Origin of the sequence: Leucobacter sp. OH1287 (assembly GCF_003859945.1) — a bacterium.
Lineage (GTDB): Bacteria > Actinomycetota > Actinomycetes > Actinomycetales > Microbacteriaceae > Canibacter.
The window spans coordinates 68829-94052 of sequence record NZ_RQYM01000005.1 but is presented as its reverse complement, the minus strand read 5'-3'; the positions used below and the strand labels follow the sequence as shown (position 1 = coordinate 94052).

Genomic DNA, 25224 nt, shown 5'->3' with positions numbered 1-25224 from the left:
AAAAGAACACAGAGCATGGCTGAGAAACCAAAATCCGGCGTTGCTGCCGCCGTCGGCGAGGCGATGGCAGGCAAACAGGCAAACACCTCCGACGTTGTTGCAATGGTCGGGGGTGTGCGGGGCTTTATTGAAACCTCGGCGCCGGGTATTCTCTTCCTGCTCAGCTACTCGTTCACTAAACAGGCGCTGTGGAGCGCAATTGCTGCTGGCGCTGTTGCGCTTGTGCTGCTGCTGGTCAGGCTGATCCGCAAAGAACCCTTGATGCCCGCAATCTCGGCGGTTATCGCGGTGGTTTTCTGTGCGGTGTGGATGCTCTGGAACGGCAACGCGGTCGCCTACTACGAGCCTGGTTTCTGGATTAACGCGGCGTGGATCACGATCCTCACCGTCTCACTGCTGGTGCGCTGGCCGCTGCTCGGTGTTATCGTCGGGGCTTTCACCGGTGACTATAAGGGCTGGCGCAAAGACCGGCTGATCTTTAAAACCTCGGTTATCTGCACTCTCGCGTGGATCCTGCTGTTTGCGGCGAGACTCGCTGTGCAGTTACCGCTCTACTACGCCGGCGCGGTTGAGGCGCTGGGCGTTGCACGCCTGGTGATGGGTGTGCCGCTCTACGCACTGTTTGTGCTCGCGACCTGGCAAATCTTCGCGAGCGCGCTGAAGAAGCGCTAAACAGGCCACGGTTTTAACTTTTAAGTTAGCCGCGCCTTCATCAGATGTATCCCGGGTTTCGCTTGAAAACACGCTGATCTGAGGTGTCAAGTGACCACCCAAAACGGGTGTAGAATTATCTTGACATCAAAATATGTTGTGTCGCTGTTACAGCTTGCAACCCCACAACGGAAAACGGAGATACAGATGAGCAAGGTAAACACCTTTGATGCTAAAGACACGCTGAGCGTCGCTGGTAATAGTTTTGAGATTTATCGCCTCGACAGGGTGCCTGGCTCAGAAAAGCTTCCATACAGCCTGAAGGTGCTGCTGGAGAACCTGTTGCGCACCGAGGATGGTGCCAACATCACAGCCGAACACATTCGGGCGCTCGGCAACTGGGATCCTAACGCCCAGCCAGACACCGAGATTCAGTTCACCCCTGCCCGCGTAATTATGCAGGACTTCACCGGCGTGCCGTGTGTTGTTGACCTTGCAACCATGCGTGAGGCAGTCGCCGATCTCGGTGGTGACCCGAAGCGCATCAACCCGCTCGCCCCGGCTGAGATGGTTATTGACCACTCCGTGCAGATCGATGTGTTTGGATCCGCCAACGCCGTAGAGCGCAACATGGATATTGAGTACCAGCGCAACGGTGAGCGCTACCAGTTCCTGCGCTGGGGCCAGACCGCGTTTGATGATTTTAAGGTTGTGCCGCCGGGCATGGGTATTGTCCACCAGGTTAACATCGAGTACCTGGCTCGGATTATTATGACCCGCGAGGTTGATGGTGTGCTTCGCGCCTACCCAGACACCTGTGTGGGAACCGACTCGCACACAACCATGGTTAACGGTCTCGGCGTGCTCGGCTGGGGTGTTGGCGGTATTGAGGCGGAGGCTGCGATGCTCGGCCAGCCGGTTTCGATGCTGATCCCGCGCGTTGTTGGCTTCAAGCTCTCCGGTAAAATCCCGGCGGGCGCAACCGCAACCGACGTTGTTTTGACCATCACCCAGATGCTGCGTCAGCACGGCGTTGTTGGCAAGTTTGTTGAGTTCTACGGCGAGGGCGTAGGCTCTGTGCCGCTCGCAAACCGCGCAACCATCGGTAACATGAGCCCCGAGTTTGGTTCAACCGCCGCGATCTTCCCAATCGACGAGGTCACCCTCGACTACCTGCGCCTCACCGGTCGTGACGAACAGCAGATTGAGCTGGTGCGCGAGTACGCTAAGAAGCAGGGGCTATGGCACGATCCATCGCAGGAAGCACACTACTCTGAGTACCTGGAGCTTGACCTGTCAACCGTTGTGCCGTCAATCGCAGGCCCTAAACGCCCGCAGGACCGGATCGAGCTGAGCGGCTCCAAGGAGCAGTTCCGCAGCGACCTGGTCAACTATGTTTCAGACAGCAGCGACGTTAAGGGCATCGGGCGGCCTTCGCAGCGGATCCCGGTAGCCACCGCCGACGGCAGGGAGTTCGAGATCGACCACGGCCTCGTCTCCATCGCCTCAATCACCTCCTGCACCAACACCTCCAACCCGTCAGTGATGGTTGCGGCCGGTGTGCTCGCGAGGAACGCGGTTAGGCGCGGACTGACCTCAAAGCCGTGGGTTAAAACCTCGCTCGCACCGGGCTCAAAGGTTGTTACCGACTACTACGAGAAGTCCGGTCTGTTGAAGGACCTTGAGGCGATCAACTTCTACACTGTCGGTTATGGCTGTGCCACCTGTATCGGTAACTCTGGCCCGCTGGAGGCCGAGATTTCACAGGCGATCCAGCAGAACGACCTCGCGGCAACCGCTGTGCTGTCGGGCAACCGCAACTTTGAGGGTCGCATCAACCCTGACGTGAAAATGAACTACCTGGCGTCACCGCCGCTGGTTATCGCCTACGCGCTTGCCGGTTCAATGGACTTCGACTTCGAGACTGAACCGCTCGGGCAGGATCCAGACGGTAACGACGTCTACCTGCGTGAGATCTGGCCAGACTCGGGTGAGGTGCAGCAGATCATCGACGAGTCAATCGACACCGAGATGTTTAAGAGCAAATACGACACCATCTTCGACGGTGACGAGCGCTGGCAGAACCTTGAAACCCCGCTCGGTGATACCTTCGCCTGGGATCAGGACTCAACCTACGTCCGCAAACCGCCATACTTCGAGGGTATGACAGTCGAAACCACTCCTGTCACCGATATTGCAAACGCTCGGGTGCTTTTGAAGCTCGGCGACTCGGTAACAACCGACCACATTTCACCGGCTGGATCATTCCGCGCCGACACCCCGGCAGGTCGATACCTCACCGAGAACGGTGTCTCACCGAAGGACTTCAACAGCTACGGTTCACGTCGTGGTAACCACGAGGTGATGATCCGCGGCACCTTCGCCAACATTCGCATCAAGAACCAGCTGCTTGACGGCGTTGAGGGTGGATTCACCCGCGACTTCACCAACGGGGGAGAGCAGGCGGCAGTCTACGACGCAGCCGTTAACTACCGTGCTGCGGGTATTCCGCTGGTTGTGCTCGGCGGTAAAGAGTACGGATCCGGTTCATCCCGTGACTGGGCAGCAAAGGGCACCGCGCTGCTCGGTGTGCGCGCGGTTATCACCGAGTCATACGAGCGGATCCACCGCTCAAACCTGATCGGTATGGGTGTTTTGCCGCTGCAGTTCCCGGCAGGCGAGAGCGCAGACTCGCTCGGGCTTGACGGCACCGAAACCTTCGACATCAGCGGTATCACCGAACTGAACGAGGGACGCACACCAAAAACCGTTAGCGTGAAAGCAACCCACCCGAACGGCACCGTCACCGAGTTTGACGCGGTTGTTCGCATCGACACACCGGGTGAGGCAGACTACTACCGCAACGGCGGCATCCTGCAGTATGTGCTGCGCTCACTCGTCTAGCCGGTAAAGCCGCGCGGCACCGCAGCTGGTTAGTAGCCGGGCGGTGCCGCGACCGGCACTGACTGGCGGCCCGTGCGGTGGCTGACAGTGACCGGTGGCGGCCGGTGCAGCCATCGCCCGCGCGAGGCCCGGGGCAAGCAAAAAGTGGGAGTGTAAAATTGCTTTACACTCCCACTTTTTAGTGTTTTAGACGGGTTTATTCGTCGTGGAACTTCTTACCGTTAACCCGCTCTGAAGCACCCACACGATCCAGGTATTTGGTGATGCCACCGGCCTGGAACGGGAAGCCAGCGCCGAGAATCAGGCAGAGGTCAATGTCCTCAGCTGCCGCGACCACGCCCTCGTCGAGCATAATCTTGATCTCCTTCGCGAGCTCATCCTCAACACGCTGCTGAATCTCCTCGCTTGTGAGCGGCGACTTCTCGGTTTTCACGGCTTTAGCGCCGGCGCTTGTAAACGCCTCAACCTTGCCGTGCTTGTTCTTCACCAGCGGATCCTCAACCTCGGCGAGCCTGTGCAGGCTCTCGGTTGCGTAGAAACGCTCCGGGAAGGCGGCAACCATTGTGTCCTGCACGTGGGCTGCAACCTTCCAACCGACAAGGTCGATCAGCTCAAACGGTCCCATCGGCAGGCCGATCGGGTCAAGTGAGCGCTCAACAGTCTCCATCGGAGTGCCAAAATCGATTGCGCGAGCAGGCTCACCCATAATCTTGGCGAGCAGCCGGTTAACCACAAAGCCTGGGCGATCCGCTGTAATAACGGCGCTCTTGCCTAGCAGTTTTGCAACATTCATGGCGGTTGCAAGCGCCTCATCGCTTGTTGAATCGACGCGCACAACCTCAACCAGCGGCATAATCGCAACCGGGTTGAAGAAGTGGAAGCCGAGCAGTCGCTCAGGGTGCTTCAGCACCGAACCGATCTCGGCAACTGACAGGGAAGAGGTGTTGGTTGCGATAATCGCCTCCGGGGAGATGATCGGCTCAATCTCCTTAAAGACGGTCTGTTTAACGCCGAGCTCCTCGAAAACAGCCTCAATAACCCAGCCACAGTCCGCGTACTCAGACTTGTCGGTTGTGCCGTGCACAAGCGCCTTCAACTGGTTTGCGGTGTCAGAGTCGATACGGCCCTTGCCGAGCAGCTTGTCAATCTCACCGTGAATATAGGCGACGCCCTTATCGACGCGAGCCTGATCCAGGTCGGTGATCAGCACAGGGACACGCAGTTTCCGCACAAACAGCAGCGCGAACTGGCTCGCCATTAAACCGGCACCGATAATGCCGACCTTCTTAATCGGCTGCGCGAGCGACTTGTCAGGTGCGCCCGCCGGGTTCTTTGCGCGCTTCTGCACCAGATCGAAGGCGTAGATTGACGCCTTAAACTGGTCGCTGGAGATCAGCTCAGCGAGTGCCTGATCCTCACGCTCGAAGCCCTTCTCAATCTTGCCGTCACTGGCGGCAGCGAGCAGGTCAAGCGCAACATACGGTGCTTTAGCCGCGGTGCCGAGTTTGCCGCGCAGTGTATCGCGGGCGATTTTAATCGCGAGCGGCCACTTGGTCAGACGCTCCAGCTTACCCGGTTCATTACTGCGCTTAACCTTGATTTCACCGGTGATAACGCGATCCGCCCAGGCAAGCGACTGCTCCAGGAAGCTTGCCGCGCCAAAGATCTCGTCGAACAGGCCAAGCTCGTACGCCTGGCGAGGCTTCAGCATCCGGTTGTTCTTCAGCGGGTTCGAGACAATAATCTCGATCGCTTTTTCGATTCCGATCAGGTTCGGCACAATCGTTGCGCCACCCCAGCCGGGGATAATGCCGAGGAACACCTCGGGGAAGGCGAGCGCGGCAGCGGTTTCGTCAACCGTGCGGTAGTTACAGTTGAGCGCGATCTCCATTGCGCCGCCGAGTGCCAGGCCGTTAACAAACGCGAACGACGGCACAGCGAGGTTGCTCAGCTGGCCGAGCACGTGGTGACCGTACTGTGCCATCAGCAGTGCGTTATCGCGGGTTGCAAGGGTGCTCACCTTTGACAGGTCAGCGCCGGCCGCAAAAATCCACGGTTTACCGGTGACAGCAACCGCCTGAATCTCGCCCGCCGCGGCACGCTCCCTAGCGGTGTTAATCGCGTTCTGCAGTGACTCCAGGCTGCGAGGGCCGAGCGTGTTGGGACGCTTGTGATCCCGGCCGTTGTCGAGTGTTATCAACAGCAGCTTCGCACCGGATGGCAGCTTAATGTCTTGGCTGAGCGCCTCGGTAACAACCTCATCCGCTGAGGCTGCAACCAGTCCAGAGAAGTCAATCTTTGTGTAGTCAGTCATTGCCCGTTACTTTCTCTTCTTGCCGTCAAAGTGTGGGTTCTCCCAGATCATTGATCCGCCCTGTCCGAGACCAACACACATTGCTGTGACACCGAACTGTACGTCTGGGCGCTGCTCAAACTGGCGTGCCAGCTGAATCATCAGGCGCACACCGCTTGATGCGAGCGGGTGACCGAGAGCGATTGCGCCACCCCACGGGTTAACGCGCGGATCGTCATCGTCGATACCGAAGTGGTCGGTGAACGACAGCACCTGGATGGCGAACGCCTCGTTCAGCTCAAACAGTCCAATGTCTGTGATGTCAAGACCTGCGAGCTTCAGCGCCTTCTCGGTTGCCGGAACAGGTCCGAGACCCATAACCTCCGGCTGCACACCGGCGAACGCCCAGCTGCGCAGGATCATCTTGGTGCCAAGCCCGAACTGCTTGGCGGTGTCGCTGCCAGCGATCAGCGCCATGGTTGCGCCGTCGGTCAGCGGGGAAGCGTTACCCGCGGTGACTCGACCGTGCGGGCGGAACGGGGTCTTCAAACCGGCGAGACCCTCAAGCGTTGTCTCTGGGCGGCGACCCTCATCCTCGGTTGCAAGACCCCAGCCGTTAGCTGTGCGGATCGCAACCGGCACCAGGTCAGGCTGAATATCGCCGCGGTCGTATGCGGCCTGCACCTTCTGCTGGCTCGCCATCGCAAACTGGTCCGCCCGCTGCTTGGTCAGGTGCGGGAAGCGGTCGTGCAGACGCTCCGCTGTGATTCCCATGTTCAGCGCGTCAGGCGCAACGAGTTTCTCCGCAACAAAGCGGGGGTTTGGATCCGCATCAAAGCCCATCGGGTGACGGCCCATGTGCTCAACACCGCCCGCGAGCGCAACGTTATACATGCCGGAGGCGATGGATCCGCTCAGCAGCGCCGTGGTTGTCATCGCGCCGGCACACATTCGGTCGAGCGCGAAACCTGGGACGGACAGTGGCAGCCCGGCGAGCACACCAACGGTGCGGCCGAGGGTGAGACCCTGGTCGCCCTGCTGGGTAGTTGCCGCGATGCCGACGTCGTCGATCTCTTCGAGCGGGAGCTCCGGGTTGCGCTGCAGCAGCCCCTGTGTGGCTTTCACCGCCAAATCGTCTGCGCGGGTCTGCCAATACATTCCCTTTTCGCCCGCACGACCAAACGGCGTGCGCACTCCATCAACGAAAACTACCTTTCGTGAGCTGGCCACTTTGCCTCCTATGTGTGTTGTGGCGCGGGTGTGCGCCGGGACTGTGAATCGTACTACTATTTTGCCACGATCTTGCTGAAAACTCTCGAAATAATTGGGGCAACCCTGGTGATTTGCCAGTCGCGCGCCCCGAGGTCACGCAGCTGTTCAGTGATCGCGTTAACACTGACACCGGCGGGTTCCCAGCAGACCTCACGCTGCGTCTGCGCGTCCAGCAGCAGCCACGCCTCAATGCCCTCAGACTCGGCGGCCTGATTAAGCTCCTCGCGTAACAGCTGCAGGCGCTTGAGGGCGGCGGGGTTGCGTCGCTCCCACTGCACCTGCGGTGGTATCTGGCGGGGTGCGGATCCGTCCTCGGCCGTCTCAGTCAGCTCACCGCTGTAGTGTCCACGCAGCGGCTCCCGCTTGAAACTGTCAAGCGGTGCTTTCTTTGCGCGCAGAATTGCCCGCCACCAGCGAGCAATCTCGCTTTTGCTGTAGGCGCCACGGAAACCACGCAGCCGCTCCAGATTCTCGATCGACCGGGGAAGAGCCTGCGCCGCAACAATAATCGATGAGTCGGGCAGCACCCGGGACGGCGCAATATCAAACTCGCGAGCAAAAGCATCCCGTTCACGGGACAGCTCCAGCGCAATCACCCTGCTTCGAGGAAGCGTTAGCGAACCAAGCCCCTTCACCCGCCGCCACGGCTCAGCCCTCGGCGGTTTCGGTTTCTTCGTCAGGGCGTTTTGAAACTCCTGCGTTAGCCGGTCTGTTTTCCCCTGCTTTACCGCCTCGCTCGCGAGCGCGTGATGCAGCTCCGGCAGCACAACAATATCGAGGCAGGCATACTCAAGCCACTCCTCGGGCAGCGGGCGGGTGGACCAGTTAACCCCCGAGTATGCTTTCTCCAGCTCGAGATTAAGCAGCAGCTCGCACAGTCCGCCGAGTGACGCGGTCTCTAAACCGAGCAGTCTGGCAGCGAGTTCTGTGTCCCAGAGGAGTTCAGGGGTGAGGCCGAGCTCGGCGAGGCAGGGGAGATCCTGGGAGGCGGCGTGGAGCACACACTCGCTGCTCGCAAATAGCTCGGCAAGCCCACCAAAATTATTTATCTGGAAGGGATCAATCAGCAGATTTGGTGCGCCCTTCCTGCCGATCTGGATCAGGCAGGCGCTGTTAGAGTAGGTGAACCCGGAGGCGCGCTCCGTATCAACATAGAGGGGACCGGATCCGCCCGCCAAATCGCGGATCGCTTCATCCAGCTGCTGCTGTGTTGTAATCAGCTGCCAGCTGAAGCTGAGATCAGACTGCTGTCTCATAAATCCCTTATTGTCTCTAGTCTCTAGTGTTGTGTTTGTTGTTTGTGGCGGTGCGCATCAAGCGAGGTCAGCCCCTCATCGTGGGGGAGACCGGCGATTAAACAGAGCAACTCCGACCACGCCTCAACGTGGTTCTCGTAGTCTGTTTCCAGCGGTGTCCACGATGCCCGCAGCTGCAGCTGTGCGCCGTCTGGCTGGTGTGATAGCTGCCCGTAACCGGTTGAAATGGTTTTCGTCGCGGTGCCGGCGATCGCTGTATATTTCACGCCGCGGTCGTCGAGAGCGTCGGTTAGCCACGACCAGGCAACATCCGCGATAAACGGATCCGTGCCAATCTCAATCTCCAGAGGAGCCTGCGCGTAACAGACAAACCGGAACTCGTTGCCCCACTCAGCGGCCATTTTCGGATCGTGCAGCAGAATCAGCCGTCCCGCCCCGTGCACAGAATCGAGACTTGCCTCCTCACCGGTGAGTGAAACACCGGCACCGAGCGCGATAGCGTGGGGAGCGATCTGCTCCGGGGCCGCAATCTCTTGGACGCTGAGCTCGCTACGAATCTTGGCGGTGCGGATCCGCTCGCTCGCCGCCACAAAGGCGGTTGGCAGTAGTTGGTGGGTTGTGGTCACAAACACAGTATGACCAGCGCGGCTTAATTTATGCTCTAGCCACGCCGCCATTTTAGATTGTGCCCGCCGCGGGGCGATTTCACGGTGGTTGTTTTGCTTCACGCTGGCGGGGTATAAACTTGTTTGAGTGACTAAAACTATCAGGATCGTTGAGCGAAACCCGCGTGTTTCTGGCGAACAGCTCGTAGCTATGATGACCCCGCCTCCGCAGTTTGCCGAGGCAACCTTTGATTCTTATCGGCCGGATCCCGATCACCCCTCGCAGGGGCAGGCACGGGATCTGTTGCGCAAGTTCACAAGCGGCGCTAAAGCTGCGCAGCCGAGTGGTGGCGGCGGATTCTTCGGCTTCGGGCGTAAGAAGAAGGCGGCTGCGGCTGAGGCGAGCGCGGCGCAGGACAGCTCAGCGGCGATCACCAAGCCGGGTGTTTATCTCGACGGTGGTTTCGGTGTTGGTAAAACCCACCTTTTGGCTGCTGCGTGGCACAGCCAGGCCGGTCGCAAATACTTCGGCACCTTTATTGAGTACACGGCGCTGGTTGGTGCTCTCGGCTATGACGGCGCGGTTAACGCGCTGCGCGGTGCGAAGCTGGTTTGCATTGACGAGTTCGAGCTCGATGATCCGGGCGACACAATGCTGATGACCCGTCTGATTAAGGATCTCACCTCGTCCGGCACGAAGATTATCGCAACCTCCAACACCCCGCCCAACGCGCTCGGTGAGGGACGCTTTGCCGCCGCCGACTTCCTGCGGGAGATTCAGGCGATGAGCGATAAGTTTGTGACCCTGAGAATCGACGGTCAAGACTATCGGCAGCGCCACCTGGAGGGTGCAGCAAAGGTTTACGGCGACGCCGAGTTTGCGGACGCTGTTTCTACCGCCGCCGAGAACGGCAAGATCGTCAGCAATGACGGTTTCGAGCAGCTGCTCGACCACCTGAAAACAGTGCACCCGTCAAGCTACGCGGCGCTGCTTGACGGTGTTGAAACGATCGCGTTGAGCGACGTTTTTGAGCTCACCGACCAGTCAGCGGCTCTGCGCTTTGTCGCCTTCATCGACCGTGTCTACGACGCACAAATCCCCATTATCTCCTCGGGTGTGCCACTGAACATGATCTTTGGCGGCGGAATGCTCGACGGCGGTTACCGCAAGAAATACCTGCGCTGCATGTCACGCGCAAACGCTCTCACAGCCGAATCATAAGCTGATCTAGCAAACTTGTCGCGTAAACGTCCTGACTAACCCCTGGAGAGGTCCATGAGTCTGAAGAGTATGCTGTTCAAAATCGGTAAGAGTATTGTCACCGACTATATGCGCAACCGAGGCAACAGCGGTTCACAGTCCTCTCGCGGCGGCTACGGTTCAGGCAGTAGCAACAGCGGTGGTCTCGGCGGTATTCAGAGCACCATCGAGCAGGTGCTCGGTGGGCTGTCCGGTAACACAAACAGTGGTTCCAGGGGCGCTGGCCAAAACGGCGAGCGCGCTGGTGGATCCACCGTCCTCGCCTCAGAAACCCCCGGCCGCTATGGCAGCACCGCAACCCGCGATCTGAGCGCGGCGGAGCTTTCTCGGATCCGCACCGGTTATGCCCCAAACCCCGACGGTGACCCCGATCCGGGCGAGGTTGTGTGGACCTGGGTGCCCTACGCCGAGAATGACGGACGCGGGAAGGATCGGCCGGTGCTGGTGCTCGGTCGGATTGACGACACAAGCGTTGCCGCCTGCTACCTCTCCTCGAAGTATCATCAGGGTTTTGCCGCGATCGGGCGCGGGGGATGGGATCCGCAAAACCGCGACAGCTACCTGAACCCGGAGCGGCTGCTGCGCGTCACAACGCACGGGATGCGACGCGAGGGCGATCTTGTCACCCTGCAGCAGTATCAGCAGGCGTTGCAGGCTGTTTCCGCTGTGCACGGTCGAAAGCTCTAGGGGTCGAGGCTTGTGGCGCTAGGCGATTTTGCGGCCCTAGGGGATTTGGCGTCGCCATCTAGTCGATTGAGTCGAGGTTGCGGTAGAGCTCACCGGAGATTTCGCTGATCTCCAGCAGGCGCTGCCGTTTCTCCTCGTAGTCGGCGATGTCACTGTTAATCGCCTCGCCGGTTGCCTCCAGCGCGGTCTTTTGCTGGGTGAGGTCGTTTGCGATCCGCCGCTGGGTATCGCGGTCGTTGTCGTACCGGCCGTTTTCGACGTCGGTGTTGAAGGTCACAACCGCCGCGTTAAAGTCTGCGACCGCGGTTTTGTATGCCTCTGAGCGCGCCTCAATGTCCGCGCGCTGCTCCTTCATCTGCCGCTGCAGCTCGTCCGCCTCGTTTTGCAGGTCAACGAAGATTTGGCGGTAGTTTTCGTAGAGCTCAACAACCTGTTTGCGGTTCTTCAGCCACTGCGCGTAGTGCTCCTCCAGCCAGTCGGGCAGTTCCGCAACCTCGGTTCCGAGCACACTGTGCAGTTCGTTGACGAAGTCGCGCTGTTTCAGATGCTCATACACCTGCATCCGCTCGGCGAGCACCGGGTTGCTGTCTTTGATGCCGTCGTAGTAGTTTTTGATCCGCTTCGAGAGCCGGTGCCGGAAATTGTCGGGCATCTGCGCCCAGGCGGCGTGCAGCATCTCGTGAGCGGCCGTCACCTCAACGATGCCCTTCAGGCGCTCATCGGTGACGAGCAGCAGGTGGATCTCGTGACTGTCCGGCAGGTAACAGCCGAGAATGTGCCCGTTCTCCGAGTGGTCCACCTTGGAGCAGTTGTTTCTAAAGTTTTCGCCGTCGGTGATATTCGGGTGGGTGGATCGGATCAGCAGATCGCCCTTGTCGGTTAGGGAAATACTCTCAATGACGTTTAACATCACCTCGTCTGGGTGATAGTTTGCCGCGTTGATGCGGTTTTGGATCTCAACCCGGTTGATGTAAGCAATAACCCCGGAGGCGATAAGCAGGCTCACCAGGGTCAGCCAAAAGGCGCGTTTGATTACCTTGCGCACTTTTGAACTCATATAACCTAGTTTGCACTGTAATTCTTAAATGTTTATGGAAGCTGCCACAGGTAGCTGTTAATTTCTTTCTCCGGTGTCGCCCCGGTACGCAAAATCGGGCGGTCAAGGACTGTTTGCGAGCGGCGTGAAAAGACGGTGAAAACACGCTCGACACGCCGCCCCTTTGCGGAGATTTGAGAATCTGAAAAAACCGCACTATAGTAGATGAAGTTGCAGGGCACAGCCCCGCGATGAAATGCGGATGTAGCGCAGTTGGTAGCGCATCACCTTGCCAAGGTGAGGGTCGCGAGTTCGAGTCTCGTCATCCGCTCTGGTTTTCTAAAACCAATATGTAGTGGCAACCACTGCGGTGGCGTGGCCGAGAGGCGAGGCAGCGGCCTGCAAAGCCGTATACACGGGTTCGAATCCCGTCGCCACCTCTCCTTTTTAGGGCGATTGGCGCAGTCTGGTTAGCGCGTTTCCTTGACACGGAAGAGGTCGCTGGTTCGAATCCAGTATCGCCCACCACTTCTTCCAAAACACCCGGGCTGAAAGGCTCTTTTGGTGTTCCCGGTTTTAACAGGGGAGTTTAACCGTGACAGACAACACTGATCCACACACCGCCGAGGCGGTTGCAGAGTTTTGGACTGCTGCTAGGCGCGCTTTGCCGGAGCTGCCCCCTGCTGTACCAATTGTTGTTGAGCGATTCCGGCTGCGCTACCCGCTGTCGTAGCAGCGGGGTGACACACCGGTTATCCAGTGTGCCACCCCGTCAGACTTTCCGTGTCGGATCGCGTTGATTTTACTGCGGCTGCCTAGCCCTGCTGCTGGCGTCGCCGCAAAAGCGAGCCTGCGCCGAGAACAGTCAGTGCCGCGGCAACCAGAGCCGCGAGTGTTACATCGCCAGCTGCTGCGCCGGTTTTTGCCAGCCCAGCAGGCTGTGAGGCGCTGTGGCTGCCGCTGGTTGCCGGGCGCGCATCCGCGCCCTCACCGCCAGCGCTCACGGCTGCCGTGACGCCGGGCTCAGCAGCACGCGGTGTTACCGTCTCGACGCTAGACTCGCCGGGTGCTGCGGCAGTGGGTGCTGAGGCAGGTGTCTGCGAGGTTGTCGGGGCCAGCGGATCCGCCACAACCGTCACGGTGCGGCTCTGTTTAACCTCCCACGGTGTGCCCGGGGCGATCGCGTACTCGACGGTTTGCGGCGTGTTCAACAGCTCGGTGTTAATGCTGCCGGAGACAACAACCGGGTATTTTTCGGGATAGCAGACACTGCTTGTGACATCAGCGGTGAGGTTCAGACGTGCTGCCTCAGATTGGGTGACGGTGATGTCCGGCATTGCTGCCAGGGTTGGACGAGCATACGGCAGGTAGACCTTGAACTCGTCGACAATGCTGTGCAGCGCGTGCGCACCAACCGCCTGGGCGCGGTGCGTGCGGTAGGTGAGTGAGCACTGGGTGACATCAACAACCGTGTACTCGGGAACATAGTCCTGGTTAATAACCGCGGTGTAGACGTGGTTTGCGGTCTGGTGCACATCGTAGTATTTCGAGCCGGACGAGGAGTTTGCCACAATCGACACGAACTGGTCACCGGTTAGATAGATTTCCTTGGGCGCGTTATCGCCTGTTCCAAGGTTGTAATAATTACCTGTTGCACCGGTCCACTCGCCGTCCTTAAAGACACCAGGGTAGTAGTTATCTACCGGGTGTGAGCGCGAATAGGTGTGGTCGTGACCGGTGAAAAGAATGTTGATCCCGTGTTTTTTCAAGAGCGGCCCAAACACTCGCCGCACCCGATCGGTTGCGGGTGAAACCGAGTGGAAGTCACCAACCGAGTTGAGCGGGCGGTGCATCACAACCGCGATGTGCTGATACTTGCTGCCCTGCTCGGCGATGATCTTCTGCATCCATGAATCATGAAGCGGAGCGTGCTGTTCGCGATTGAACTCTGTGTTTAGATGTAGGAATAGTACGTTGTTCTGCCCCCACCAATAGTTCATTGTCTGCTCATCGTAGTTAGGAATGTTCCAGTGCTCAGTGTATGTATCCTCGGCGCCGTAGTACCAGTCGTGGTTGCCATGACTTACTGCGTGCTGCAGCTCCTTGAGCTGATTTGGCGCTGTGTATCCGAGATATTCCCGCTCGGTCGGGTTCTTAACGCTGTCATACTCGTGTTGTTTGATCTTGTTGGTCGATTCGATCTGGTCACCGGCTGAGACCATGGTGCGGATCCACGGGTATTTCTCGGTTGCCACGTTCAGGGTCTGCTGCCAACCGTCGGCGTCACCCTGCAGGCTTGATTCCATCGGATTAGCGTTCCGATAACCGGATTTTGCGCCGATCTGCGCGTCACCAAAGTAGAAGAAACTCCAATCGTTCTTAATCGCCTCGGTAGTGAAACTCCACTGCCCGAGCCAGATGCTACCGTCTCCGATACGGTAGCTGTAGCGGGTGTCCGGCGCGAGATCACGCAACACGGTTTTGTTGCTGAACGCCTCAAATCCGCGCGATTTACCCTGCCCAGAGTGGATCGAAACAATCTGCGCACCGTCATACCGGGTCGCCCCAGCCTCCGGGAACTGACCGTTAACAAGCTGGTCGTGGCGGATCACCTCAACAACCGGCGCGGTAGAGTGGGCAAGGTCTGTGTACCAAACCAGGTAGCGTTCCGAGTTGGTGGATCCTACCCCCAGCACCACGTTTGTGATCCGCGTATCAACATTCTTTAGATCGCGAGCGGGATCAGGCTGCGGCGCAGTGCTTTCTGCCGCGGTTGCGTCGGTGGATCCGCTACCGCCGCCGTCATTAACCCCCGGATCCCCAGGGCTCACCCCGGTGGCACCCGGGTTGTTAGCGCCTGGGTTGTCTGGTGCTGTGTCTGGTGTGCCACTTGGCGCTCCTGGGGTGGCCGCGTCAGCCGGAGCTGCTACTGCTGCAGAGCCGCTAGCTGGTGCGCCGTTCGGGTTCGCAGCGGGCGCTGGGGCAGCCTCGCTAACTGCCGGGGTTTCGCCCGCTGTCGCTGCACCGGCTGCGGTTGACGGGTCAGTCGGCGGCACGGGTTCTGTTGCCGCGGCGGCAGCGGGGCTTAGTGCCAGCGCGCCACAGAGGGTAGCGGTAACCGCCACGGTGACAGCGGCTGCACGCCGCTGAGATAGGGATCGGGTTTTCAAGGTGTTCCTTCCTGGTAATGACAACCACACTGTAACCATTACGTTTTAACCGGCGTTAACATCACAGTAAACAGCGGTTAGCACGCTGGTTAAATACTAACAAACAGAGAGCCCAGGAAGAAACTAAAAACCGCTTTGACCCGTAGTTTTAAATAGAGCAGCGGGGGAATTGATGCGTTATTTGTCAGGTGCTACAAGGCGCCGCTTGTAAAGGATCCGCGACCCAAAATAGCCAAGCAAAACAGCAGCGGCAATAACCGGGAACAGCCAGCCCGGTGCGGCGTTTGTGTGCTCCAGCACCCAGTTTTCAAGCTGCGACTGTGTTGCCGTTGGCAGCAGTCCGCCGAGCGCGGTTGTGCCTCGGGAAACAATCATTAAAACACCCACGGCGATGGTTAGAAGCCCGCCGATTACAGCGGTCAGGGTTGTGTGGATACGCCCGATTTTAATCTCTCTAGGCCTTACCAGGTCGCGGATCGCGGGCACCCGCTGCCACAGCAGGCTGAGCAGCAGCAACGGCGCGGTCATTCCGAGCGCGAACACCGCAAGGATCAGCGCACCGCTGAACACACTGGGGGAGAAAGCCGCGAAGGTGAGTGCGGCACCGAGAAGCGGACCCGCGCAAACGCCCGCGAGCCCGTAGATTGTGCCGAGAGCAAACACGGCGGCGGCACCCGTTCCCTGTCTCACCTGTGATCTGCTCGCACCAAACAGCCTGCCGATTATCGGCAGCTGAATGTCAAAAAGCAGCACCAGACCGAGCACGATTAACAGCGCACCGCCGAGATTCACCAGCAGGAAACGATGCTGATTGAGCAGCGCGCCGAGCGATGAAGCGAGCACACCGAGCGGCACAAGGGTTGTGCAGAGCCCGAGAAAGAACACGAGGGTTCGCTGAACCAGCCTGCCGGGCGCGTTAAAGGCGTAGGCGAAAAACGCGGGTAGCAGCATCGCCGAGCAGGGGCTTAACAGCGTTAGCACCCCGCCCACGAAAGCACCGAGCAGTGTCAGCTGCACGGTTTAACTGCCGCCCTGTGAGCTAATAAAATCACGGAACACGCTGACCGGCTGCGCGCCAGCAATTCCCTGATTACCGATTGCAAAGAACGGCACACTGGTGACACCGACAGCTTGGGCGGCTGCGGTTTCTTTCTGCACACGTGCCAGGTTTGCAGGATCCGCAAGCGCCGCCTCAAAAGCCGTAATGTCTTTAATCCCAGCCTGTTTCGCGAACTCAACCAGTTCTGCCTCGGTGAGATCCGGGTGTTTACCCTCCGGGGCTGCCGCGTACACGACGTCAAGGAACTCCTTGAAACGTCCCTGGTCAGCGGCCTCGTGGGCAGCCACGGCGCCGCGGTCGGATCCCTCGCCGAAGAAGGAAACAACATTCACTTCGATGCGAACCTGCTTGGTGTCAACATACTCGGAAATTAGTGTTGGCAGCGTGTCGGTGGTAAACAGGGCACAGTAAGGGCAGCCCATATCAACCCACTCCCGCAGCACAACCGGTGCGTCCGGGTCGCCGATAGTCATCGCTGCGGGGTGTGTGCTTACCTGCCCGGCATTGCCGCCGCTGGCGCTATCACCCTTCGCGGCATCCGCGGTTGTGCCTGTTGACGGCTGGTTTTCTAGTGTTGCCGGAGACTGGCGAGTGAGCTGCACAATCAGCAGCGCGGCCAAAACCACGACAACGCCGAAGAGTGCGAAAACCAGTCGCTTCAAATTTCTGTTGCTGTTCTCTGCGGTGTTCACAGAGACAAGCCTAGCTTACGCCTGTAAACTTGTAGGGTTAAATTGTAAATTTTCTTTGCTAGGAGATCCAGGTGGCAGACGGTTTTGAACTGTTTTCTGACCGCAACGTCGTTGCGATGCGTGTTAACGGTGAGCTGAAAGACCTTGCAGCAACCGTGACCGACGGTGACGCTGTTGAACCTGTAATAATCGATTCGCCTGACGGACTAGACATTCTCAGGCACAGCGCTGCGCACGTGCTCGCGCAGGCGGTGCAGAACATCAACCCCGAAACCAAGCTCGGAATTGGTCCGCCGATTAAAGACGGTTTCTACTACGACTTCGACCCGGAGGAGGCGTTCACCCCGGAGGATTTGAAGGCGCTGACTAAGGAGATGCAGCGCATCATCAAACAGGGGCAGCGGTTTGTTCGCCGGGTTGTCACCGAGGAAGAAGCACGCGCTGAGCTCGCCAGCGAGCCCTACAAACTGGAGCTGATCGGTCTAAAAGGCAGCAACCCGGGTGACGATAACGAGAGCGTTGAGGTTGGCGGCGCTGAGCTAACCATCTACGACAATGTGGATCCAAAAACCGGCGAGGTCTGCTGGAAGGACCTCTGTCGCGGGCCGCACCTGCCAAACACCCGGTTGATCGGTAACGGCTGGGCGCTGATGCGCACCGCCGCCGCATACTGGCGTGGCAGTGAGAAGAACCCGCAGCTGCAGCGTGTTTACGGAACCGCGTGGCCAACCAAGGAAGAGCTGCGCGACTACCAGACCCGCCTGGAGGAGGCGCTGAAGCGCGACCACCGCAAACTCGGTGTCGAGCTTGACCTGTTCAGCTTCCCCGACGAGATCGGCTCTGGCCTTGCCGTGTTCCACCCGAAGGGCGGCATTATCCGCCACGAGATGGAGAACTACCTGCGTGAGCAGCTGCTGAAGGCAGACTATGAGCTGGTTAACACCCCGCACATCACCAAGGGTCAGCTGTTTGAAACCAGCCAGCACCTCAACTGGTACAAAGATGGAATGTTCCCGGCGATGCACCTGGACGAGGTGAAGGACGACGCGGGTAAGGTGATTAAGCCCGGTCAGGACTACTACCTGAAGCCGATGAACTGCCCGTTCCACAACCTGATCTATCGGGCACGCGCTAGAAGCTACCGTGAACTGCCGCTCCGGCTCGCGGAGTTCGGCACCGTCTACCGCTACGAAAAGAGCGGCACCCTCGCAGGCCTCACCCGCGTGCGCGGCCTCACCCAGGATGACGCACACATCTACGTCACCGACGAGCAGGTGAGCGACGAGATTAAACGCCAGCTAGAGTTCGTGTTTGAGACCCTGCGCGGCTACGGCCTCAGCGACTTCTACCTGGAGCTGTCAACCCGCGATCCAGAAAAGTTTGTCGGCTCTGTTGAGCAGTGGGAGACAGCCGAGGCGATGCTGCAAAAGATTGGTGAAGAATCCGGTCTTGATTTGGTGGCGGATCCGGGCGGCGCAGCGTTCTACGGTCCGAAGATCTCGGTCCAGGCGCGCGACGCAATCGGCCGCACCTGGCAGCTGAGCACCGTGCAGCTTGATTTCAACCAGCCGGAGCTGTTTGAGCTGGAGTATGCAGCCGCCGACGGCACCAGGAAGCGGCCGGTTATGATCCACCGCGCCCTGCTCGGCTCGATTGAGCGCTTCTTTGCGATTCTGCTAGAGCACTACGCGGGAGCCTTCCCTGTTTGGCTAGCGCCGCAGCAGGTTGTTGGCATCCCGGTAGCTGAGGAGTACGGAGAGTATCTTGACGGTGTTATCGCGCAGCTGCGGGAGCGTGGCGTGCGCGCCGAGGTTGACCACAGCTTTGACCGGATGCCGAAGAAGATTCGCACCCACACCAAAGCTAAGGTGCCGTTCCAGCTGATCGCCGGTGAGGATGATCGCTCCGCTGGCGCGGTCAGCTTCCGCTTCCGTGACGGCTCACAGCTTAACGGTGTGCCGGTTGCTGAGGCGATTGAGCGGATCGTTAACGCGATCAAATCGCACGAGCAGGTCAACACCGCCTGGCAAGACTAGCGGACTGCGAAGTTAACAACAGTGAAGCTAACTGATCGGGAATCTAGTATGGCTGAGCACGAGACGGGCGGGGCGGATCCGCTGATCCACCGCGAAGCGGAGTTCGCTGCCGGAGCCCCCGACGGGTTTTCCCGGCTGTGGGTTCCTCACCGCATGGTTTATGTTGGCGACCACACGCAGGCGGACGAGAGCAACTGCCCGTTTTGTGCAGCGCCTGCGGGCGAGGACGAGCGCGGCCTGATCGTTGCGCGCGGCAAAACCGCTTTTGTGCTGCTAAACCTCTACCCCTACAACGGCGGACACCTGCTGGTATGCCCATACCGGCATATTGCCAGCTACACGGAGGCAACCGCTGCAGAAACCGCCGAGATTGCGGAGCTAACCCAGCGGGCGATGGAGGTGTTAAAAGAAGTGAGTGGCTGCCACGGCTACAACATCGGCATGAACCAGGGAGAGGTTGCCGGTGCCGGGATTGCAGCGCACCTGCACCAGCACATTGTGCCACGCTGGCACGGTGACGCAAACTTCCTGCCGATTGTTGCGCGCACAAAAGCAGTGCCGCAGCTGCTCGGTGAGGTTCGCGAGAAACTCGCAGCAGCCTGGGATAGAATTTAACAGCTTTTTAAACAGAACACAGCGATAAGAAGGAAACAATATGGCAGGTCACTCCAAGTGGGCCACAACCAAACACAAGAAGGCAGCGCTTGACGCGAAGCGCGCAAACATTTTTGCGAAGCTCGCCAAAAACATCGAGGTTGCTGCTCGCATCGGTGGACCAGACGTTGAGGGTAACCCGGCGCTTGAGCTTGCTGTGCACAAGGCAAAGAAGCAGTCGATGCCGAACGACAACATTGATCGCGCGATTAAACGCGGTGCCGGCCTCACCGGAGACGCGGTTAACTACGAGACGATTATGTACGAGGGGTACGGCCCGAACGGTGTCGCTCTATTGATTGAGTGTCTCACTGACAATCGCAACCGCGCAGCAACCGAGGTGCGCACCGCGGTCAGCCGCAACGGCGGCAACATGGCGGATCCGGGCAGTGTGTCATACAACTTTGCTCGCAAGGGCGTAATCACCGTCGGTGCTGCAGACACAAGCGAGGACGATGTGATGCTCGCGGTGCTGGAGGCGGGCGCAGAAGAGGTTGCTGAAACCCCAAACGGCGAAGCCTTCGAGGTGCTCACCGAGCCCAACGATCTGAACGCTGCACGCCAGGCACTCACTGACGCGGGAATCGACTACGACTCAGCCGAGGTTGAGTTTGTTGCCGACCTGAAGGTTGAGATTGACGCTGAAACCGCTCGCAAGGTTTTCCGTCTCATCGAGGCACTGGAAGACCAGGACGACGTGCAGAACGTCTACTCAAACTTCAGCCTGTCTGCGGAGGTTATGGCGGAGCTGGCAGAGGACAGCTAACCGTCGGATCCTGTTAGCCAATGACTCGGATCTTAGGCATCGACCCCGGTCTCACAAGGTGTGGGATCGGGGTTGTGCGCGCTCTCGGAGGTCGCCGGGTAGAGTTTGAGCACGTTGAGGTGCTGCAGAGCTCACCCGATGATCCACTGCAGCAGCGCCTCAACATGCTCGGGTCTGCAATCGCGCGGATCCTGGACTCGCCGGATCCACCCGCCGCTGTCGCACTCGAACGGGTTTTTGCGCAGCAGAACCTGCCGAGTGTTATGGGCGTTGCGCAAATCTCGGGCATTGTTATGTTCCTTGCCGCGCAGCGCGAGATTCCGGTGACGCTCTACACCCCAAACGAGGTGAAAATGCAGGTTACCGGTTACGGCGCCGCCGATAAAACCCAGGTTGCGACGATGGTCACCCGGATGCTCGGGCTCGCGAAACCGCCGAAACCCGCTGACGCCGCCGACGCGCTGGCGCTTGCGCTAACCCACGCCTACCATCTGTCGAGGGTAACCGGAGCGGGCGCCACCTCCGCGGGTGCGCGCCAAAACCGCGACCGGTTCACCGGCGGGTTAAACGCCGCAGCAGCGGGCGCGGGTGGATCCGCAAACCCCGCCGTGAGGAGCGCGGCAGGATCTCTCACCCCCGCCCAGCAGGTGTGGGCGGCCGCTGAGCAGCGCGCCGGCAAACGACGCAAGAACGCGCGCCGTTCGGGCGGCAGATAGTTAAAGCAGATAGTTTAACGGACGGGTAAACAGGTGGCGAGCTATCGGGATCAGGCAGTGGTTTTACGCACCCACAAACTCGGTGAGGCAGACCGCATTATCACAATGCTCACGCCGAATCACGGGCTTGTTCGCGCGGTTGCTAAAGGCGTTAGACGCACCGCATCAAAGTTTGGGGCACGACTTGAGCCTTTCTCGCACATTGACGTTATGTGCTTTCATGGCAGGAGCCTCGACACAATCACACAGGTTGAGAGCATCGCCCTCTACGCGCCCGCGCTCAGCGGCGAGCTGAGCAGCTATCAAGCGGCGAGCATTATGGTTGAAACGGCCGCGCAGCTCACCGAGGTTGAGGCCTCAGCCCACCAGTTTCATCTGCTCGCCGGTGGGTTAAAGGCGCTTGCAGGCGGTCTGGCGCCGACCGGCCTGATCCGCGACTCATATCTGCTGCGGGCCCTCGCGCTCTCGGGTTGGGCGCTCAACTATGACAGCTGCGTTGTTTGTGGCTCACGGGCGGATCTCGCCTATTTCTCTGTTGCTCACGGCGGGGTGCTGTGTGCTAACTGCCACAAACCCGGTGCGGTAGCGGTTACAAAGGAGGTTATGCTGCTGCTTCGCGCCCTCTCACGCGGTGACTGGCAACAGACCGTGAACGCAACCCAGGGGGAGGCGAACCAGGCGGCGGCGATTGTTGCCGCGCACGTAAAATGGCAGCTTGAGCGCGGCTTAAAATCGTATAGCACGGTAATGCACTAAAATTACAGGTTGAGTTAGGAGGGGTATGCCCAAGCGCGCTACTGAGCTGTTACCGGTCGACTGGACCGGCGTTAGGCCATCCCAGTTTGTCGGTGAGGTGCCCCAGCACATCGCGATTGTGATGGACGGTAACGGCAGGTGGGCAAACCAGCGCGGCCTCACCCGGGTTGAGGGTCACAAACAGGGCGAAAAAGCGCTGCTCGACGTTGTTGCCGGCGCTGTCCAAGCGGGGGTTAAACACCTCAGCGTTTACGCCTTCTCAACCGAGAACTGGCGGCGATCACCCGATGAGGTGCGTTTTTTAATGGGCTTTAACCGTCAGGTTTTACGCGATCGCCGGGAACAGCTGCACAGCTGGAACGTCCGCATGCGCTGGGCTGGCCGGAAGCCGCGGCTGTGGCTGAGCGTGTTAAAAGAGCTCAGGGTTGCCGAGGAGCGCACCCGCGGCAACACCGGTTTAACCCTCTCCATGTGCGTTAACTACGGCGGCCGCAACGAACTGGTTGACGCGGTTCGCAGCATCGCCGCCGAGGTTGCCGAGGGCACCCTAACCCCTTCACGCATAAGTGAGCGGACAATCGAAAAACACCTGTATGTGCCCGAGATGCCGAACGTTGACCTGATGATCCGCACCTCCGGAGAGCAGCGGACAAGCAATTTTTTGATGTGGCAGAGCGCCTACGCGGAGCTGATGTTCACAGAAACCCTCTGGCCAGATTTCACCCGCGAGGACCTCTGGCAGTGCATTGACAGTTACACCAAACGCGATCGCCGTTTCGGCGGCGCAACCGACCAGCCGAGCTAGCGAGAGCAGACGCCCTATGATAGAGTCCCTAAAACCCACAGCTGTGACTGCAGAAAAACTGCGGATCGGCAATATTGAGCTGCCCGTGCCGGTTGAGCTCGCGCCGATGGCGGGGATCACAAACACCGCCTACCGGAGACTGTGCCGCGAATACGGTGAGGGACTGTTTGTTAGCGAGATGATTACCAGCCGCGCCCTCGTTGAGCGCACCCCGAACACGCTGCGGCTGATCCAGTTCCACGAGTCTGAAAAACCCCGCTCAATCCAGCTTTACGGGGTTGACCCGAAAACCATTGCTCAGGCTGTGACAATGATTGTTGACGATGATCTCGCGGACCACATCGACCTCAACTTCGGGTGCCCGGTTCCCAAGGTGACTCGCAAGGGGGGTGGATCCGCCCTGCCCTGGAAACAGGATCTGTTTGCGGCGATTGTGAAACAGGCTGTGAAGGCGGCGGGTAATCTGCCCCTGACCATCAAAATGCGTAAGGGGATCGACCAGGATCACCTGACGTTCCTCGACGCCGGAAAGATGGCGGCGGACGCGGGTGTTGCCGCGATTGCGCTGCACGGTCGCACAATGGCTGAGCACTATTCCGGGAAGGCCGACTGGGACGCGATTGCGGAACTGAAACAGGCGGTTAACGGGGTGCCGGTGCTTGGCAACGGCGATATTTGGTCGGCGGCTGATGCGATCCGCATGGTTGAACACACCGGTTGTGACGGGGTTGTTGTTGGGCGCGGCTGTCTCGGCAGGCCCTGGCTGTTTGGCGACCTGACCGCCGCTTTTAAGGCGCGCGCGGGGGAGATCAGCTGGGAGGAGGCGAACGCGGCCGCGGCCGCTCCGCCGCTCGGTGAGGTAATGGACGCGGTTCGGCGTCATACGGAGCTGCTGGTTGATTTCTTCGGCGGTGATGAGGCGCACGCGCACCGTGATATTCGCAAGCACATGGCGTGGTATTTTAAGGGCTACAGTGTCGGCGGTGATGTCAGGCGGGCGCTTGCTGGGGTTTTAGATTTTGCCCACATGGACGAGATTTTTGCGCAGATGGATCGCTCACTGCCGTATCCTGAGCAGGGCGCCGAGGGCCCGCGCGGGCGCGCAGGCAGGGCAAAACGCCCGCACCTGCCGGACGGCTGGCTGGAGTCGCGCAGCTCCGACAACATTGATTTCACCGAGCTCGCGGACGCCGAGCGGGACGACAGCGGCGGTTAGGCGCGACCCGACAGGTTTGGCTAGACGCAGCCGGATTCCGGTGAAACGCAGTTCGTTTACTGCACCACCCAGCCAAGCTGCTTCTCATGCCATAGGATATTAGCAATGATCAACTTGGAACACGCAGGTCACAGCGACTACAGCGAGTTTGATATAGCCCGGTTCGTTCCCGAGCAGCACACCGCTGCCCGCACCGCCTTCGCTCGGGATCGGGCGCGCGTGATTCACAGTTCTGCCTGGCGCAGGCTCGCCGCCAAAACACAGGTGTTAAGCCCAACCGCAGGCATTGACTTTGCCCGCAACCGGCTGACTCACTCGCTGGAGGTTGCACAGATTGGGCGCGAGCTTGCTAACTCGCTGGGTGTTTCAGCGGATCTCGTCGACACCGCCTGCCTAACCCACGATCTCGGGCACCCACCGTTTGGCCACAACGGTGAAACAGCGCTCGATAACTGGATGGCAAACTTTGGCGGGTTTGAGGGGAACGCGCAGACGCTGCGGATCCTCACCCGGCTTGAACCGAAACGCTTTACCCGGGACGGTGAGAGTGTTGGCCTGAACCTCACCCGTGCAACCCTCGACGCCAGCTGTAAATACCCGTGGCCGCGCCTTGACGGAGCGGATCCTGATGCTAAACCGGTTAAAAAGTTCGGGTACTTCCTCGATGACGAACCGGTTTTTCAGTGGTTGCGCGAGGGATCCACACCCCGCACCAAGTGTGTTGAGGCGCAGCTGATGGATCTCAGTGACGACATCGCGTATTCGGTGCACGATTTTGAGGACGCGATCGTCAGCGGCTACATCGACCCGGAGATTCTCACCTCCAAGTCGGGGCATGACTCGCTGATTCGGCAGGTGGTTGAGTGGAGCGGCGACAGTTTCAGCGGTGACGAGATCGGGGCGGCGTTTGAGAACCTGGCGCGCTCCCGCAAGTGGCTTGACCGCTGGGACGGCAGCCGTTTCGATCAGGCTAAACTAAAGAACTTCACGAGCGAAACTATCGGCAAGTTCGCGGGCGCGGCAATCACCGCAACCCGTGAGCACGCGGCGTCCACAAAACTCGCCAGGTACGGGGCAACGATTATTGTGCCGCGCGATATTGCCGCCGAGATCGCGGTGCTAAAGGGCATTGTTGCGGCGTTTGTGATGACCAGCGGCAGACGCAAACCAACCTACCAGAAACAGCGGGATCTGCTCACCGAGGTGCTTGAGGCGCTGTGGGCGGATCCTATCCATCTCGAACCCGCTTTCTACGCCGACTATATGTCGGCGCCGGATGAGGCGCTTGCGAGGCGGGCGATTGTGGATCAGGTTGCCTGCCTCACCGATCAGTCGGCGCTCAGCTGGTGGAAACGACTTTGTGACGTCCCCCTTTTCTAACAGCAGCC

Annotated in this window: 21 protein-coding genes and 3 tRNA genes; 16 read left to right on the top strand and 8 right to left on the bottom strand. The window is 59.4% G+C overall.

Annotation, left to right across the window (positions count from 1 at the left end):
- Positions 1–15: 15 nt before the first annotated feature.
- Both EII30_RS04100 and acnA read left to right on the top strand, forming a co-directional pair.
- Positions 16–672 carry a DUF3159 domain-containing protein gene (locus EII30_RS04100; RefSeq protein ID WP_124886053.1) on the top strand — a complete coding sequence of 219 codons (657 nt, stop codon included), beginning with the start codon at positions 16–18 and terminating at the stop codon, positions 670–672.
- Between the two features lie 186 nt (positions 673–858).
- Complete coding sequence (acnA, locus tag EII30_RS04095; RefSeq protein WP_124886052.1) at positions 859–3555, top strand: aconitate hydratase AcnA; 2697 nt, start codon at positions 859–861, stop codon at positions 3553–3555.
- 196 nt (positions 3556–3751) lie between these two features.
- Here acnA and EII30_RS04090 read toward each other — a convergent pair whose 3' ends face one another.
- From EII30_RS04090 to EII30_RS04075, 4 genes are read right to left on the bottom strand one after another with little or no spacing between them, the layout of a single operon-like run.
- A complete protein-coding gene (locus tag EII30_RS04090) occupies positions 3752–5869 on the bottom strand; it encodes a 3-hydroxyacyl-CoA dehydrogenase NAD-binding domain-containing protein (protein WP_124886051.1) in 2118 nt (705 codons plus the stop codon).
- Between the two features lie 6 nt (positions 5870–5875).
- Complete coding sequence (locus tag EII30_RS04085) at positions 5876–7078, bottom strand: thiolase family protein (protein ID WP_124886050.1); 1203 nt, start codon at positions 7076–7078, stop codon at positions 5876–5878.
- A 56-nt stretch (positions 7079–7134) separates the two neighbouring features.
- A complete protein-coding gene (locus EII30_RS04080) occupies positions 7135–8376 on the bottom strand; it encodes an HRDC domain-containing protein (protein ID WP_124886049.1) in 1242 nt (413 codons plus the stop codon).
- A gap of 23 nt (positions 8377–8399) precedes the next feature.
- Complete coding sequence (locus EII30_RS04075) at positions 8400–9002, bottom strand: DUF3000 domain-containing protein (RefSeq protein ID WP_233569272.1); 603 nt, start codon at positions 9000–9002, stop codon at positions 8400–8402.
- 127 nt (positions 9003–9129) lie between these two features.
- On the opposite strand from EII30_RS04075, the gene zapE reads away from it, so the two are divergent.
- Positions 9130–10203 (top strand): cell division protein ZapE, encoded by a 1074-nt coding sequence (gene zapE, locus EII30_RS04070; RefSeq protein ID WP_233569271.1) that lies wholly within the window; start codon positions 9130–9132, stop codon positions 10201–10203.
- A gap of 54 nt (positions 10204–10257) precedes the next feature.
- Complete coding sequence (locus tag EII30_RS08970) at positions 10258–10929, top strand: hypothetical protein (RefSeq protein WP_199731561.1); 672 nt, start codon at positions 10258–10260, stop codon at positions 10927–10929.
- A 58-nt stretch (positions 10930–10987) separates the two neighbouring features.
- Here the strand turns inward: EII30_RS08970 and EII30_RS04060 are convergent, their stop codons facing one another.
- On the bottom strand, positions 10988–11986 hold the full coding sequence (locus tag EII30_RS04060; protein WP_124886048.1) for a hypothetical protein: 999 nt from the start codon (positions 11984–11986) through the stop codon (positions 10988–10990).
- 237 nt (positions 11987–12223) lie between these two features.
- On the opposite strand from EII30_RS04060, the gene EII30_RS04055 reads away from it, so the two are divergent.
- The 4 genes from EII30_RS04055 to EII30_RS08880 all read left to right on the top strand — a co-directional run bounded on the left by EII30_RS04055 (position 12224) and on the right by EII30_RS08880 (position 12698).
- Positions 12224–12296 (top strand) — tRNA-Gly (locus EII30_RS04055).
- Between the two features lie 38 nt (positions 12297–12334).
- A tRNA-Cys gene (locus tag EII30_RS04050) sits at positions 12335–12405 on the top strand.
- Between the two features lie 10 nt (positions 12406–12415).
- Positions 12416–12493, top strand: a tRNA-Val gene (locus EII30_RS04045).
- Positions 12494–12560: 67 nt separating this feature from the next.
- Positions 12561–12698 carry a hypothetical protein gene (locus EII30_RS08880; RefSeq protein ID WP_158608653.1) on the top strand — a complete coding sequence of 46 codons (138 nt, stop codon included), beginning with the start codon at positions 12561–12563 and terminating at the stop codon, positions 12696–12698.
- Between the two features lie 82 nt (positions 12699–12780).
- On the opposite strand, the gene EII30_RS04040 is transcribed toward EII30_RS08880, so the two are convergent.
- From EII30_RS04040 to EII30_RS04030, 3 genes are all read right to left on the bottom strand, one after another.
- Positions 12781–15135: a metallophosphoesterase family protein gene (locus EII30_RS04040; RefSeq protein WP_158608652.1), complete on the bottom strand. Its 2355-nt coding sequence runs from the start codon at positions 15133–15135 to the stop codon at positions 12781–12783.
- A 177-nt stretch (positions 15136–15312) separates the two neighbouring features.
- A complete protein-coding gene (locus tag EII30_RS04035; protein WP_124886046.1) occupies positions 15313–16152 on the bottom strand; it encodes a cytochrome c biogenesis CcdA family protein in 840 nt (279 codons plus the stop codon).
- A gap of 3 nt (positions 16153–16155) precedes the next feature.
- Complete coding sequence (locus tag EII30_RS04030; RefSeq protein ID WP_124886045.1) at positions 16156–16887, bottom strand: thioredoxin domain-containing protein; 732 nt, start codon at positions 16885–16887, stop codon at positions 16156–16158.
- A 116-nt stretch (positions 16888–17003) separates the two neighbouring features.
- Here EII30_RS04030 and thrS point away from each other — a divergent pair, with 116 nt between their 5' ends.
- The 8 genes from thrS (at position 17004) to EII30_RS03990 (ending at position 25216) form a co-directional block, all read left to right on the top strand.
- Positions 17004–18923 carry a threonine--tRNA ligase gene (gene thrS, locus EII30_RS04025; RefSeq protein WP_370266969.1) on the top strand — a complete coding sequence of 640 codons (1920 nt, stop codon included), beginning with the start codon at positions 17004–17006 and terminating at the stop codon, positions 18921–18923.
- Between the two features lie 48 nt (positions 18924–18971).
- Positions 18972–19538 (top strand): HIT domain-containing protein, encoded by a 567-nt coding sequence (locus EII30_RS04020; RefSeq protein WP_124886043.1) that lies wholly within the window; start codon positions 18972–18974, stop codon positions 19536–19538.
- A gap of 40 nt (positions 19539–19578) precedes the next feature.
- The gene (locus EII30_RS04015) at positions 19579–20343 is read left to right on the top strand and encodes a YebC/PmpR family DNA-binding transcriptional regulator (protein ID WP_124886042.1); all 765 of its coding nucleotides are present in this window, start codon (positions 19579–19581) and stop codon (positions 20341–20343) included.
- A gap of 20 nt (positions 20344–20363) precedes the next feature.
- Complete coding sequence (gene ruvC / locus EII30_RS04010; protein ID WP_124886041.1) at positions 20364–21059, top strand: crossover junction endodeoxyribonuclease RuvC; 696 nt, start codon at positions 20364–20366, stop codon at positions 21057–21059.
- A gap of 33 nt (positions 21060–21092) precedes the next feature.
- Positions 21093–21815: a DNA repair protein RecO gene (gene recO, locus EII30_RS04005; protein ID WP_124886040.1), complete on the top strand. Its 723-nt coding sequence runs from the start codon at positions 21093–21095 to the stop codon at positions 21813–21815.
- A 25-nt stretch (positions 21816–21840) separates the two neighbouring features.
- On the top strand, positions 21841–22620 hold the full coding sequence (locus EII30_RS04000; RefSeq protein ID WP_124886039.1) for an isoprenyl transferase: 780 nt from the start codon (positions 21841–21843) through the stop codon (positions 22618–22620).
- A 16-nt stretch (positions 22621–22636) separates the two neighbouring features.
- Entirely contained in the window at positions 22637–23836 is a 1200-nt protein-coding gene (gene dusB / locus EII30_RS03995; protein WP_124886038.1) for a tRNA dihydrouridine synthase DusB, read from the top strand.
- 105 nt (positions 23837–23941) lie between these two features.
- A complete protein-coding gene (locus EII30_RS03990; RefSeq protein WP_124886037.1) occupies positions 23942–25216 on the top strand; it encodes a deoxyguanosinetriphosphate triphosphohydrolase in 1275 nt (424 codons plus the stop codon).
- Positions 25217–25224: the final 8 nt, after the last annotated feature.